The sequence below is a fragment of the Bifidobacterium sp. ESL0820 genome (genome assembly GCF_052606235.1).
On the sequence record NZ_CP199594.1, the window covers coordinates 980,625 to 995,059 of the forward strand.

General features: G+C 56.4%; 10 protein-coding genes and 1 pseudogene. 8 read left to right on the forward strand and 3 right to left on the reverse strand.

Going from position 1 to position 14,435, the window contains the following annotated elements; translation table 11 throughout:
• Positions 1-59 precede the first annotated feature (59 nt).
• Positions 60-1,028, reverse strand: a complete 969-nt coding sequence (locus tag ACUIAH_RS04105; RefSeq protein WP_445341480.1) for a carbohydrate ABC transporter permease — start codon at positions 1,026-1,028, stop codon at positions 60-62.
• Positions 1,025-1,891 (reverse strand): carbohydrate ABC transporter permease, encoded by an 867-nt coding sequence (locus tag ACUIAH_RS04110; RefSeq protein WP_445341548.1) that lies wholly within the window; start codon positions 1,889-1,891, stop codon positions 1,025-1,027. The genes ACUIAH_RS04105 and ACUIAH_RS04110 overlap by 4 nt, the downstream gene beginning before the upstream one ends.
• 299 nt (positions 1,892-2,190) lie before the next feature.
• Here ACUIAH_RS04110 and ACUIAH_RS04115 point away from each other — a divergent pair, with 299 nt between their 5' ends.
• The 5 genes from ACUIAH_RS04115 to ACUIAH_RS04135 all read left to right on the forward strand — a co-directional run bounded on the left by ACUIAH_RS04115 (position 2,191) and on the right by ACUIAH_RS04135 (position 6,307).
• Complete coding sequence (locus ACUIAH_RS04115) at positions 2,191-3,213, forward strand: LacI family DNA-binding transcriptional regulator (RefSeq protein WP_445341481.1); 1,023 nt, start codon at positions 2,191-2,193, stop codon at positions 3,211-3,213.
• A 276-nt stretch (positions 3,214-3,489) separates the two neighbouring features.
• Positions 3,490-3,765 (forward strand): MarR family winged helix-turn-helix transcriptional regulator, encoded by a 276-nt coding sequence (locus ACUIAH_RS04120; RefSeq protein WP_445341482.1) that lies wholly within the window; start codon positions 3,490-3,492, stop codon positions 3,763-3,765.
• A gap of 112 nt (positions 3,766-3,877) precedes the next feature.
• The gene (locus ACUIAH_RS04125; protein ID WP_445341483.1) at positions 3,878-4,198 is read left to right on the forward strand and encodes a hypothetical protein; all 321 of its coding nucleotides are present in this window, start codon (positions 3,878-3,880) and stop codon (positions 4,196-4,198) included.
• A gap of 12 nt (positions 4,199-4,210) precedes the next feature.
• On the forward strand, positions 4,211-4,630 hold the full coding sequence (locus ACUIAH_RS04130) for a hypothetical protein (protein ID WP_445341549.1): 420 nt from the start codon (positions 4,211-4,213) through the stop codon (positions 4,628-4,630).
• Between the two features lie 1,098 nt (positions 4,631-5,728).
• The gene (locus tag ACUIAH_RS04135; RefSeq protein ID WP_445341484.1) at positions 5,729-6,307 is read left to right on the forward strand and encodes a hypothetical protein; all 579 of its coding nucleotides are present in this window, start codon (positions 5,729-5,731) and stop codon (positions 6,305-6,307) included.
• A 564-nt stretch (positions 6,308-6,871) separates the two neighbouring features.
• Here ACUIAH_RS04135 and ACUIAH_RS04140 read toward each other — a convergent pair.
• A complete protein-coding gene (locus tag ACUIAH_RS04140; protein ID WP_445341485.1) occupies positions 6,872-7,867 on the reverse strand; it encodes a hypothetical protein in 996 nt (331 codons plus the stop codon).
• An 893-nt stretch (positions 7,868-8,760) separates the two neighbouring features.
• Between ACUIAH_RS04140 and ACUIAH_RS04145 the strand changes: the two genes are divergently transcribed.
• The 3 genes and pseudogenes from ACUIAH_RS04145 (at position 8,761) to ACUIAH_RS04155 (ending at position 14,100) form a co-directional block, all read left to right on the forward strand.
• Positions 8,761-9,783 carry a hypothetical protein gene (locus ACUIAH_RS04145; RefSeq protein ID WP_445341486.1) on the forward strand — a complete coding sequence of 341 codons (1,023 nt, stop codon included), beginning with the start codon at positions 8,761-8,763 and terminating at the stop codon, positions 9,781-9,783.
• Positions 9,784-10,638: 855 nt separating this feature from the next.
• A pseudogene (locus ACUIAH_RS04150) lies at positions 10,639-10,806 on the forward strand (InlB B-repeat-containing protein); the annotation flags it as partial.
• A 63-nt stretch (positions 10,807-10,869) separates the two neighbouring features.
• Positions 10,870-14,100: an RCC1 domain-containing protein gene (locus ACUIAH_RS04155; RefSeq protein ID WP_445341487.1), complete on the forward strand. Its 3,231-nt coding sequence runs from the start codon at positions 10,870-10,872 to the stop codon at positions 14,098-14,100.
• Positions 14,101-14,435: the final 335 nt, after the last annotated feature.

The window sequence follows — 14,435 nt, forward strand, 5'->3', positions numbered from 1 at the left end:
CTGATATCTTTTCGCGGTCCTACGGCTCAAGGCCTGTAGGACGGTTTTAGTTTCTTTTCTTATTCTTTGACGGCTCCTGCGGCGAGGCCGGACTGCCAGTATTTCTGCAGGAGGAGGAAGGCGATGACCAGGGGGATGATGGTGACCAGGCTGCCGGTGATGACCAGGTTCTGGATGGCCTGCCCGCCCGCGGTGCTGGCCTGGTCCTTCCACTGGTTCAATCCGATGGTCAGCGGGTACCAGTCCGCGTCCTTGAGCATGATCAGGGGCAGGAAGTAGTTGTTCCAGGTCGCCACGATCGTGAACAGGGCGCAGGTCACGATCCCCGGCGCCAGCAGGGGCAGGCTGATCGTGCGGAAGGTGCGCCACTCCGAGGCGCCGTCCACGCGCGCCGCCTCCAACAGCTCGCCGGGCACGGCCTGGTCCGAGAAGATCCACATCAGGTACAGGCCGAAGGGGCTGATCAGGCTGGGGACGATCATGGCCCAGGGCGTGTTGGTCAGCCCCAGCTTCGCGAACAGCAGGAACTGCGGCACCGCCAGGGCGATGCCCGGCACGCTGATCGCGCCCAGCACCACCGCGAACACCGCCTTGCGGCCCGGGAACCGGAACTTGGCCAGCGCGTACCCGCCCATCACCGCCAGCAGCGTGGCGCCGCCCGCGCCCACCGCCACGTACATGAGCGTGTTCGCCAGCCAGCGGGCGAAGATCCCGTCCTGGTAGGAGAACACCTCCCGGATGTTGTCCCACAAGGCGAACGAACGGCCCGGCCCCAGGCCGAACGTGCTCGTGAAATCCGCCTGCGTCTTCGTCGCGTTCACCAGCAGGTAGGCGAACGGGAACAGGCAGTACACGGCGAACACGCCGCACGCCAGCGTCAGCCACACCGACCGGCGCGGATTCGACGGGTTCGAGAACCCGCTCGACGCCGCACGACGCCGCTCAGCCCGCTCGTCCGACGCCACCCGGCGCGCCCGCGCACGCTCCGCCGCCCGCACCCGGCGGCCCTCAGCATCCAGCACGCTCATCGCATCTGCTCCCTCATGCTCCGCAGCTGCACCGCATACGCCACCAGCATCGTCAGCGCCGCCATCACAATGGCCAGCGCAGCCGCATAATTGGACTGATTGCCCGAAAAACTCAGATTATACGCATACATGTTCGGCGTGTAATACGTCGTGATCGCATTGCCCGGCACCATGTTCTGCATCACGCTCGGCTCATTGAACAGCTGGAACGAGCCGATGATGCTGAAAATCACCGTGATCGCCAGCGAACCCCGCAGCTCCGGCAGCTTCACCCGGCGCACCACCTGCCACTCGCCCGCCCCGTCGATCGCCGCCGCCTCGTACAAGGAGCGCGGCACCGTCGACAGCGACGAATAGAAGATCAGCATGTTATACCCCGTGAACTCCCACGTATTGATGTTCCCGATCGCCGCCAGCAGCACCGACGGCTGCAACACGTCCACATGCGTGCCCAGCCACGCGTTCAACGAGCCCACCAGACCATACTTCGCCCCATACATGAACCCCCACACCAAAGCCGACACCACCGCCGGCACCGCATACGGCAGAAACGTCGAAATACGGAAGAACCGCATCCCATGCAGACGCAGCGAATCCAACGCCAGGGCCATCAACGCCGACAGGCACAGCATGACCGGCACCTGCACCACCGTGAACACCACCACCCGGCGCACCGACGACCAGAACTGCCCATCAGCCAGCAGACGACGATAATTCGCCAACCCCACAAACACCGTCCCCCCGACCATCCGATGCTGAAACAAGGAAATCCACACCGCATACAACACCGGCACCACAAACACCACCACAAACACCACAGCAAACGGCCCCATAAACAACCAACCACGCCAACGAGAACCCATGTGGCCCCGGGGCGCACTACTCGATTGGGCAGCAGCGCCGCTAGTAACAGCAGCCATATTTGACCTTCTCCCTCGAAGCTCTGCAACAACACAAACAATCAAGCTCCGACCATATCGAACAGCAATGGACGTTCACCGGATGTTTTCGTTACCATAATAGCATGAATCAGAGAATCCTGTATTCTCTTAATCTCTGATATACTGGTGTTTATAAAAATGGTGTCGCAAACATATTGTCTGCCACCAAGGAGCAACCGACGCTAAGGACGGCAAGCTCCCATGAGCTGGATCAGGTGGGCATGGGACGGAAGAAACAGGTATCGATACAAGACGTCGCACGGTTTGCCGAGGTATCGCCGCAAACGGTGTCGCGAGTCGTCAATGACAGCACAGCTGTGCGCCCCCACACCAAGCAAAAAGTGCTGAACGCCATGGAAGCCTTGGGCTATCGACCGAATTATGCCGCCAGGGCATTGAAACACGGCCGGTTCAACAATATTGGCATCGTCCTGTTCAACATCACCACATTTGGCAATGCGCGCATCCTGGACGGCGCTGTGGAAGCCGCATCAGAATTCGGATATGCGGCAACCGTCCACGTAGTCAACCACTCATCGGACATTACCTTGGCGGACATCGTAGAGCAGATGAAGCAGTTGCCTGTCGACGGCGTTATCGTGGTACTTGAACAAAGGGTCGTCGATTTCGATCGATTTAGACCCAGCAAGGAGCTACCTGTGGTCCTCATCACCGAGAAGCCTTCCGCTCATTGCCCCACTATCGACGCCGACCAATACGGATGCTCGACTTCGGCTGTCGAATATCTGCTCAAAAAAGGCCACCGCACTGTTTACCACATCTCAGGCCCCTCGACTTCACGGGCTGCGGAAAGCCGGGCCAAGGGCTGGAGAGACGTCCTTCAGGCTCATAGCATCCCAGTGCCGCCGACCTATATAGGCGACTGGGAAGCAGACAGCGGATATGAGGCAGGGCGAGCCTTGGCGCATGAAGCTGATTGCACAGCCATCTATGCAGCCAACGACCAGATGGCTTATGGGGCCATTGAAGGCCTCAAGGATTCCGGCAAAAGAGTACCTGGGGATGTCAGCGTGATCGGTGTCGACGATTCTCTGACCGGGACAGTCCCCAGATTGAGCCTGACCACCATGCGCATGGACTTCGAAACCATCGGGCGCGAGGCCTTCGCCAAAGTCAAGCTTCAGTGCGAGGGAGAATACGTTCCTACAAACACCAAGACGCTTATTCCGGCGAAGTTGATCCAGCGCGGATCGGTCAGCGACATCAGCCGGCGTCAGGAATAATCAGGGTAAGGTCAGCGACCCCCTCCCCTAAACCATCCCGATTCAGCATCATTGCCTTGGCCCAAGTAAATGTCAGATCACTGGTGCCTAGCCGCTTGCGGCAACGCCTGCAGAACAGCCCAAAGACCTCATTGCCACCTTCAACAACCCGACATGCACGCTTTTCTATACCCGAGAGACTATTCATTAGGTAGCTAACTATCTGATCGAGGAGAGCCGTTGAAGGAAGACTAAGGCAAGCGCATCAAACGGGCAGCCAACCTCATCTCGCGATCCATGGATGCCTACGCGGGCCAGTATGGACTGACCGGCACCCAGATGTCCATCATCGACTTTCTGGGCGAGTCCCAGAACCGCACCCAACGGGACATCGAGATGGAATTCGACATCCGCCCGTCCACAACGACTAAAATCCTGCAGTGCATGGAGGCCAGCGGACTGGTTGCCGTCAAATGGGACCCCAGGGACGGCCATCAACGCATCATTGCTCTCACTGCCAAGGCCCGAGGCCTGCAGACAGCAGTTCGGGCTATATCAATGACCAGCAAATAGCCATGGAGCGTCGGTTTAACCAACGCGATCTGGCTGCCTTCGACCGCGTGCTGGCTTATTTCGTCACGCTGAATTCTGATGATTCCTCCCAGGCCGGGAAGGAGCCTCGCTCATGAGCGCAACCCAAGCACCAAGCACAGCAATCCCCCGCAGAATCATCGGGGCGTTGACCCTGGGGCTCATCACCCTGGCAGTGTTCACCCTTCGCGCCTGGCGTCAGACCCAACCGATCATCGACGTGCGCCTGTTCACCGACAGCCGCTTCTCCCTGCATGTCGGCGCCTACATCCTCTTCGAGATCAGCGCCCTGGCCCTCTCATTCATCCTGCCCAACCACCTGCAATTGGTCGATGGCTGCACCTCCCAGCAGGCCGGTCTGGTGGTGCTGCCGGGCGCGGCGATCGGAGCCGTCCTGGCCCCGCTCTCAGGCTGACTCTATGATCAGCTGGGCCCACGCATTCCCATCATCAGCGGCAGCTGTGTCGCCCTGATCGGCCTCCTGGGATTTGCCCTGACGGCACGTCAGCTGACAGCAGTGGCCATCCTGATACTCTATATTTTCTTCATGCTGGGCATCGGGCTCAGTTTCGGCAACATCATGACCAACGGCCTGCACCGACTGAATCAGGAGCAGCAGGCCGACGGCAACGCCATCTTCAATACTGTCCAGCAGTTCGCCGCAGCCGTCGGCAGCAGCTTGGCCGCCACCATCGTCGCGGCAGGCCAGGCCGCAGTCGCAGATCGACGGCTGGGCACCATCAACGGCTCCCAGCATGCCCTGATCCTGCTACTGGTCATCGGCACCCTGGAGGTTCTGCTGATCCTGGCCGCCCTGCGTCGCACTCGTAAGCAACAACTCGATTGAGAGACGGTGACCTTCAGTCCACGTCCTGAACAATGCTCATACATTGTTCAGCAGTCGGAACAAACGAAATAGGGAATCAGGAGTGACTGTGGTTGGTAGGCATATGCTTGCATTGCTATTGCCCATCTGTTCATCACCTATAGTCAGTTGCACCTATATCTGTCCAATATGAAAATCAACAAACCACTGTATTGCGCACAGATTGAGGGCCTCCTGACACACGGTCATAAGCTATTCGACGAACCCATACAAGCATGAGAATGCGGCCCCGTGAAACCGAACGTTTATGCTGCATGCAAACAGTATGGCCTAAATCGAATAGCTGTCCGACTGCAACCGAGAATCCCAATCAAATCGATTCTTCATGCCGCCTTGTACGGGCTGTTGGCAGCCTTTGAACATGCAGACTATTCACATCGCGACGGCTCAGCCTGGAAAACGGTATATGAACCCAACAAGAATAACGAAATCACTGAAAAGAGTCGTGCCATGCTCTCACATCAAAATTGATCATCCTGATCTGCTGAGAGCCCTGGCTGGAGGAGGTGCTTGTGCAGCCGATGAGCGATTCGCAAACGCCTTGAAACTACCAGAGGACTCAGAAGAACAAGCCCTTTGATTGGACAGACAAAAGTTGAATATTGATAATTCAGATGTATCTAAGCGCAATAGCTTGTATCGCTGGATACAAGAAATGATCAGAGGGCAGAAAGCATTGAGTGAGTTGGGCAAGCAACTTCAAGATGCAGTCAGCCTCAGAAAATTCCCTAACAACTGTTCCCGGCTTGGTGGATGACCGGTAAAACATAGCGACAAGGGTTCGTTTTTTAACTTTTCCAAAAGCGGATCGCCACTCCTGTTGTGATCTCAGGTCTTAAGACGGCGTGAACCGCACACGTGATGCTAACGATTGGCAGGCAGAGCGACGACTAATCGGGTACACAGCCAGCATTTGACCTCTGACGTTGCCAATCTGTAAATATTTGTATAGTTTAAATAAAGAGCTAAGCTTATAAGCTAATAACTGCTTTCTGGCTTGTAAAACACAAATCTCACTAACAACGTCGTGAACCCTCCTCACCTCCCTAAGGAGAACTGATGAAGAAGACAAAGGCTTTTGGACAGACGGACTTTGATCCGGCAGAGGCGTCTCAGGGGGATTCCCATGGACGCATAAAACAGTTGGCGACATTGCCAGCCCGATTCCATAGCGAAGCAAGGACGGCTGCGGCTATTTGGAAAAAACAAATAATTGCCCTGATAGCAGTATTGATGAGCGTGGCACTGTTTTCCGGCTGCCAGGGGGCGAATCAGTCAGAGCCGTCAGTGGAACAGGTCTCCGATTATTTTTCATCTTTGACAAAGTACGACGTTTCTGGTGATGGCAGCGTCAAAACCATCTCTGCAAACAAATCAGGAACCCTGTATGTACTTGCACGGCGGGCCGACCTTAAGCAGGCAAAACCCGAGCAATGCAAGGTAAATGGGCAATCCATGCAGCGATCTTCTTCGAACTTGAATTATCCTGCAGGCGACGGGCAGAATTTCTTCCCATTTGCACAAATCGACATTAAAAAGGGCAACTCGCACAAGCTCTCATGCAACCAGCCGGATGGTGTCAAAATGATTGCATTGCTCGATCCTCACGTTCGAAGCCTGCCAAAGCAAGCCGCATAATTCCGGTTATTGCTTTTCCGCGCTGTTACGACACGTCGATTACGGCTTCAATCGTTGGACTCCTAACTCCCATTAATAAGTGCCTCCATAAGCAACGAATCGTCTTGTCGCTTGGTCTTTTCCGATTCATAGACCGATCAGTTTGCTTCGACTAGGCCTTCCTGGATCACGGCTTCTGATAAAAACGAGATAGGTTCTGAAGAACCAGCCAAGCGTAAATAATCCACACTTGGCACATTCACACCTAAACCGAACAATATTGCATTCTCCGGCCAATACGGCAAAGAATGCTTGAACTCCTATCGCGAAAAACAGACTGGCAGCTCGGCACCTGCGTAGCCCCGGCAGTGGCCACAGCCACTACCCTGCCAGTCTATCCGGATCCCAGGTGCAGAAGCCGACCGGCCCAGCGGCCGATCTTTCCTGGTGTTATCGTTGATGTTTCCATTCTCGCGCTAAAAATGAGACAGCCAATCAATTTAGTCGTCCACAAATAGATTCAGCGGGATAGGAGCCCTACCAAGCAACCGACCCCGCTGACACATTCTTCAATTTTCCAATTAGTCAGCCAATAGGGCAGGATCCCCCAGTATGACATTGGCTAGGGGTCTGATGATCTTGAACCCATTGATCCCAGTTAATCCCGCTACCGCCGCCTCCTTGTGGTGCTGACGGTGTTACAGGAGCCTGCGTGGACGCTGGGGCGTGTCCACCGCCTGTGTTGATGGACGGACGGTATGAGGGCGTGTAGCCGCTTCGGCCGCTGTTATTGGAGGAGGCCGCCTGCTGGGCGGCCAGCTGGTCAGCTTGGCTCTTGGCTTGCACGGAGGCGTTTACCTGGTCAATAGCCGACTGCAAGGCGTTCATCGCATCCCAGTAGGATTTCGCCGTATCCGCTTTTATCTGGCCAACCTGATCAATAACCTTCTGCAGGCTGTCACGCACGGCAGAGTCGGCCACCTTCCCGTCGGAGTCACCAAGCAGCTTTGATGCTTCGTCCCTTTTCGCATTCAGGGTCGCCTTCGCATCCTCCAAGGTCTTCGCATTCCGGGACGCTATTACTGCCTTAGCCGACTTAGATACGGCCGCGTATTCACTGTCAAGCTTCTTGGCCTTGCTGGCTTTGGCGTTGAGATCACCGGTGGACATGGAGGCCTTGCACTGGAAGGTTGGCCGCTCGAGCCTGCCAGCTGCCTTCACGTTGCGGCTCATGTTCGCCACGGTCTTCGCATCCTTGACCTGGTCCTCCTTCACTCGGGATGCCTCACGGTAGCTGGCCATCATGGCCGAGCCGGTCTTCTCCTGCAGGGTCTTCGTCACCCGGTTGCAGGAGTCAAGCGCCGATTCATGACGACGGCTCTCAACCACTCGCCAGCCTAAAAGACCTGCAACAACTACCATCACTGCAACTACTGCGACAATCACCGGAACCAGCCACTTCGGTTGTCGCTTGCCTGAAGCGGCATCCCCATCCTCCGGCACGACCACCGGTGGGGCCTGTTCAAGCCCGGCCTCTTTGCCTGCTTCATCGACTTCTGACTGCTGGTCCTTATTGTTCATAGCCCTTTCTCCGATTTTCTTCGCCGAGTATCACACGCAATGTACCAGGCTGAAAGATAACTATTGATTCATTATCACTCGCGCAATATCAAAAGAGACCTCGAGCTATCACTAATAAAGCTATGTATGCACTAAAACGAGCCTGCCCAAATACAGGATTCACCGCTATTACCCGCACTACAGTTCCGAGTAATCGTTGATGTCACACCTCTCATAACTACAGCGGTAAGCAATTGTCTAATTTGCAAAATTAATGGTCGGATCCATCTGCAGTTCGTACCTAGGCGTGCAACTCGCTGTACTGCGAGATGCCATAGCCGATAATCAACCTTGCTTTTCCTATGTGGACATGAAAGCGTTGACCGGCAATCTGCTACAAACTTCTATCGGCGACAATTCCTTCACTTTACTAGTTAAGCTAAGCCATATTTACAGAGACAGAAAGTCTGAACGATGAGACACTGATTATGTTAGAAAGGTTGATTCTCATCCTTTTCGGCATTTTCCCTTTCCAAAAGCTCTTTCTGTTGCAGAAGCCGTGAATGTGGGAATGATCTGCTTTTAGCACATTCATACGCTTTCTGGTAGTAATTTTCATACTCGTTTAATCATCGACCTATCGAATTACATCAAATGTTGTATCGTAAGAGGATTCACAATCGGTCTGCTGATACAGTATTGAATGTCAGCGCATCGATGATTTACTGCACAGCAACAAGGGAAAGTTATCGCTGTTTTGACGGGACCACAATAGCGAAGAACGTGCAGCAAGGGCAAGCTCTGAAGGGTGACACGTCGCATCGCCACAAGTATGAGAGGCGGCAATGCGCGCCTGCCCAGTTGACCGTCGATCCTAAGACAAGACAGAGGTTGAGGGAAAAAGGGGGTGCGTCGTGGCAGATCAGGGAGACGAGGAGGCCGAGGGCCTGAAGAACGTGTCCGCCCCGGTTGAAAGCGAGACTGCATCTCCGCCGGCGATCATGCCGGATAACGAGGATGCTCCGTCGGACAGGCGGCGTCCGAAGTGGCTGGTTCCGGTGATTGTCGCCGTGGCAGCGGTGGTGCTTGTTGTGGCCGGCCTCGTGGGTTGGCGCGTGGTGGAATCCCGCCAGCATGATGCGGCGCTCGACTCCTGCAACCGGGCGGTGAAGACCCTGCAGGAGAAGACCGGCTCTGCCAGGATGGCCAGCTACCGTGAAGCGGCCGGCGTGAACGCGGGCCAGGTCAAGGACGCGAGCGCCGTGTTGGCCATGGCGCGCAGCGTAAAGAACGCTGAAGGACTCAAGCAGCCAACGATTCAGTGCAAGGCCTCCATGTCCACCGGTGATCTGAATACCGAGGCCGGCAAAGCCAAGAAGCTTGACAGCAAATATGAGGCTGTAGCCAAGGCGGCTAAGGCTGTGTTGGCCTCCCGGGACGCGAAGGCCCTTGAGGATGCGAAGGCGGCCCTAGACGGGAAGAAGGATGAAGCATCGAAGCTGCTGGGCGACTCCGACGGGAGGGTGGCCGACAATGCGACCCGCGACAGCCTGCAACAGGCCATCGACAAGGCCGGCCAGGTCAAAGGGGATGAGGTCAAAGCCTATCAGGACGCGGCGAGCGCCCTGCATGCAGCCATTGACCAGGCGAACGCCTCCATGCAGGCCAAAAGCCAGGCCGACCAGCAGGCCGCAGCCCAAGCGGCTCAACAGCAGGACACCACCCAGCGTCAGCCTTCCTACCGCCCGTCCGGCAACCACGGCAGGTATCAGCCTGCGCAAGCTCCGGCTCCGTCGTCGCCACATCAGGGAGGAAGCCTCAACATTCAGGACTATCCCAACCTGTGGGAGCAGCTGCAAAAGGGGGACGGCGGGCCGGCTATCGACAACCAGGGCAACTGCATCGCCAACTGTTATGGATGGACAGGCTCTAATTGAGCTTTGACAGATCCGGGGGCCTGCACTGCACGACCATCCCATCCATCTGCTAATCCTCTTTCTTGTCGAAGCGCGTGGCTATTCCTGCCTTCCCTACCTAACTCTTGACAATCTCGTCCCAGACTGCCCTTTTGGCATACATAACTCTGTCTTGAGTTTGCTTTCTTCGCTGTTGCATTGATCCATATCTATTTCCTGGTATTCTTCCTGCTTCGCTGACTGAAGTCGTAATGACCCCTTAAGGAACGAAAGGTCGGCCACGGATGAAAAGCCGGCGGACCCGATTAAATCGTCAAAAAGTAGACGGGAGTTTCCTTGATTTTGTTTGTTTTAGACCCTCAGAGGTTATGCTAATGTGTCATTAGTGGCCAAAGTTGTCTTCGGCGCTTGATTCGTCGAATGTTGGGGATAATCGACAATGCGGCTGCGATTCCTGGGGAAGGGGATCATACTAATGCCTCGTCAGCACTCGAACATAGCGACTCGACCGGCCTTGCTGGTGAGCCTGATGCTGGCTATTATCCTGCCCGCAAGTCTCCTGGTCTGCACCTATGCCACGGCAGACAACGCTGCAACCGAGTCCGGCGTGGCCGACGCAGTCGCGCCGACCACACAAGAAAATAGCGGGGGGGGGGGGGGGGTCGTCAGACCCCTCATGTAACTAAGCAACAGTCCAGCAATTCTCCTGACATCACCGCCCAGCCAACAGGAACTCCAAACACTCCTACAGCAACAATTCCTACTTCACCCTCTCCCCTCGCTACATCCTCCCCACTGAATCACACACAGCCAACCCCCTCCCTCTCTCCCACGCCGAACGAGACCAGCTCCTCCGAAGACAAAGTCAACGCCGGGCTGCAGGCGCGCGCCTCCACACCGCACACCGTCAGCTTCAGCAATCCCCAAGGCACCGACACAACACAAACAGTAAATGATGGCGAGCGTGTAAAACGTCCAGCAGATCCAACTCGAAACGGCTACCTATTCGACGGCTGGTTCATTGGTGATACACCAGTTGCCTACGATTTCAGCAAACCAGTCATCAACGATCTAAAGATCACCGCCCATTGGAGCAAGGATTGGAGCATGAGCCCCGTGCAGGGACCGGCTTCTGGTGGCACGAAAGTCACACTGACCCCGCCTGGGCCGCGCGGAATACGCTTCAGCCAGGTCAGCGCCGGAAGAGGACACACTCTTGCAATCGCCTCGGACGGCAACCTTTACTCTTGGGGAAGCAATGATTATGGCCAACTCGGCGACGGGACAATAACTGAACGTCATGAACCGGTCCAGGTAAAGAAGCCCCAAGGCGTATCCCAGAATTTCACCTGGGTCCAAGCTTCAGCCGGATACATGTTCTCTTTTGGCCTAGGGTCAGACGGCAAGCTCTACAGCTGGGGCAACAATCTACACGGATACCTGGGAGACGGCACAACTAACGATCGCCACACTCCCGGCCCAGTAGCTCTACCACCGAATGTGCCGACAGGATTCACATGGAATCTGGTCGCAGCAGGCAGCCTGCATGCTCTCGGTTTAGGATCCAACGGCAAGCTCTACAGCTGGGGCAACAACCTATACGGATACCTGGGAGACGGCACTACTAACGATTGTTACACTCCCGTCCCTGTAATCCCGCCACCAAATGTGTCTGCCGGTTTTACTTGGAAGCAAATAAGCTGCTGGGGTTGGCATTCCCTGGCATTGGGATCGGATAACTGGCTCTACTCCTGGGGCTATAATGGAACTAATGAGCTGGGTATCGGAGGACCAACAGGATATCAACCAACACCCGTACGCGTAGCTGCACCGCAAAAAGCAGGTTCCGGATTTATTTGGGTAGAATCCAAAATGGGTGATTATTACTCTCTCGCCATCGGATCCGATGGCAACATATATGGTTGGGGATACGGAGCAAGCGGCAATATAGGCAATGGTGCTGTTGATAATGAGCCCAGTCCGACACAAGCTTTTAAACCCAGTGGAGCGCTCCCAGGATTCGCTTGGAAGCAGATCAGCAGTCTATCTTTTGCATCCCTGGCTATAGGTTCTGACGGGAATCTCTATTCCTGGGGAGACAACGCAAACGGCCAGCTGGGCGACAACACCACTACTCAACGTAACACCTCTGTCAAAGTTGCAGCGCCGCCAAATACACCTTCTGGACTGACCTGGCTACAGGTAAGCGCCGGTTGGGACAACACATCCTTCGGTCTGGCTTCGGATGGCAACCTCTACTCCTGGGGCAACAATATAAACGGCCAGCTGGGCGACAACACCACCAGTGAACGACACATCCCCGGCCGAGTAAGCCTGCCGAGCACCACCACAATCACCGCTGTCAGCTTCGGCGGATCGGCAGGTACGAACATAACCAAGAACGCGGATGGCACATGGAGCGTCACCACGCCCGCACATGCGCGAGGAAAAGTGGACACGACCGTCTCATGGACGTTGAACGGCCAACAGCCGGACGCCCACCTAGCCTACAGATACCTGGACTCCTACACCGTCACTTTCACCAGTGCGGACACCTCCTGCCCTGCACCCTCCGGGATGCCCCAAAACCAGACCATCGCAGAAAGCAAACAGGCCAAACGCCCCTCCCCCGATCCGAAGGCAAACGGCTGCCTATTCGACGGATGGTTCATCAAAGACGCTGGCAACGACTCCAAGATCGCATACGACTTCAGCCAGCCCGTGACCGGCAACGTCATCCTGGCCGCCCACTGGACCAAGATGGACACCCACTGGGCCCTGAACCCCGAAAAAGGCAATGTGCTCGGCGGACAACATGTGACCATCACCCCGCCCACAATCAACCGAGGCATCCGCTTCAACCAAATCAGCGCCGGAGGCTACCAGACCGCGAGCGCCAGCAGTTTCTCCATAGGAGTCGCCAGCGACGGAAACGCCTATGCATGGGGAAGCAACAAGTACGGGCAGCTGGCTCAGAAACCGGCCGATGCCAGCATGCAGAAGGCCCCTGTCAGAGTCCCCCTGCCCGACGGCGTGGATTCCAGCTTTACCTATACCCAGGTTGCAGCCGGCGACTCGCACGTCCTGGCCATCGGATCCAGCGGCATCCTCTACAGCTGGGGACGCAACGATCACGGGCAATTGGGCGACGGCACCACCACAGACCGGTACAAGCCCCAGCCCGTCAAGGACACCAGCGGCCAGCCATTCAAAGCCGTACAGGTCAGTGCCGGTGTCGCCAACTCGGCCGCCATCGACTCCGAAAGCCGCGTCTACACCTGGGGCAGCGAAAGCACAGGCAAGGGGCAGACGCCTGCATACAGCACAGCTAGGAAGAACCCGACACCGGCCGCTGACCCGGGCAATCCCGGACAGACCTTGCATGCGGTCCAGGTCAGCCTCAACTGGAGCTTCGTCATGGCCCTGGATGCCGACGGCAACGTGTACACCTGGGGATACAACACTAATGGCCAGCTCGGCAACAACACCAGTAACAGCACCAATTACGCATCCAATCCGGCCCGACTGCCCAACCAGTCCTTCCAGGCCACCCAGATCAGCGCAGGAAGCTGGAATGCTCTGGCCATCGATACGGACGGGAACACCTGGACCTGGGGATACAACGGGTACGGCCAGCTGGGCGATGGTAGCACCAGTGATAAATACAAGCCTCAAACCGTGCAGAACCCCACTAATACCAGCCAAAGTTTTAAAGCCACTCAGATCAGCGCGGGTGTGAATCACTCCCTTGTTGTCAGCCAAGACGGCAATCTCTGGGCATGGGGATTAAACAGCAACGGACAGCTGGGCATCGGCAACACCGTCAATCAGACAAAGCCCGCGTTCATCAAGGACCCTGCCAATAAGGCCCAAGCATTCAAGGCCATTCGAAGCAGCGCGGGGCAACTCCATTCACTGGCCATCAGGCAGGATGGCAACCTCTGGGCCTGGGGCGACAACCAGTACGGGCAGCTTGGCAACAATCAAACGGCAACCAAAAGCACGGCCCCCATGGCGGTTGCTTTCGATCCGGCGCCTGTGGTTCTCACTGGCGTCAAGTTCGGCGGCATCCCCGGGACCAGCCTGTACAGGAACGACGACGGCACCTGGAGCATCACCAACCCACCCCACGACGCAGGACACGTCGATGTGGCCGTCGACTGGACCATCGACCAAGTCGCGCAGACGACCGCACACCTGGGCTACACCTATGAAGGCATCCTGCCCATGGCCGGCAGCACCGGCCTCCTTGTCTTGCTCGCCACAGGACTGCTCGCCGCTGCAGGCGCCACAGCAGCAGCCTCCCACCAGCGGGAAACCAGCAGCCGCCACCACTGAGCTCTTTGCCCGAGTAAGCGGGGTGGCCCCGCAAACCCCCAAGATTGCGAGGTCACCCCATTTCTTTAATCTCTTTCAATCTTCTGCTTTGCTCCCCAACTGGAGCTTCCTCTTAAGCAGGGCCAACATTCTTCTGTCATAGGCCAGCTACTGTATACGCCAGTTATTGCCACGCCCACCGGGACCCTGAAGGCCGGCGCCTGCGGAATCACTAAGCCAGGGCTACGGCCAACCAAGGCATAGCAGTGGCATAGCAGCATAGACAGCATCCTGTCCCGCTCGCACTTGAACAATCCCCCGGGTCTTCTTCGTTGAATAGTAATTATCGGATTCCC

Excerpts from the sequence above, each read along its gene's own strand:
- ACUIAH_RS04105 (WP_445341480.1), bottom strand. The coding sequence starts at position 1,028 with ATGAGCGTGCTGGATGCTGAGGGCCGCCGGGTGCGGGCGGCGGAGCGT.
- ACUIAH_RS04115 (WP_445341481.1), top strand. The coding sequence starts at position 2,191 with ATGGGACGGAAGAAACAGGTATCGATACAAGACGTCGCACGGTTTGCC.
- ACUIAH_RS04110 (WP_445341548.1), bottom strand. The coding sequence starts at position 1,891 with ATGGGTTCTCGTTGGCGTGGTTGGTTGTTTATGGGGCCGTTTGCTGTG.
- ACUIAH_RS04140 (WP_445341485.1), bottom strand. The coding sequence starts at position 7,867 with ATGAACAATAAGGACCAGCAGTCAGAAGTCGATGAAGCAGGCAAAGAG.
- ACUIAH_RS04120 (WP_445341482.1), top strand. The coding sequence starts at position 3,490 with ATGGATGCCTACGCGGGCCAGTATGGACTGACCGGCACCCAGATGTCC.
- ACUIAH_RS04125 (WP_445341483.1), top strand. The coding sequence starts at position 3,878 with ATGAGCGCAACCCAAGCACCAAGCACAGCAATCCCCCGCAGAATCATC.
- ACUIAH_RS04155 (WP_445341487.1), top strand. The coding sequence starts at position 10,870 with ATGAGCCCCGTGCAGGGACCGGCTTCTGGTGGCACGAAAGTCACACTG.
- ACUIAH_RS04135 (WP_445341484.1), top strand. The coding sequence starts at position 5,729 with ATGAAGAAGACAAAGGCTTTTGGACAGACGGACTTTGATCCGGCAGAG.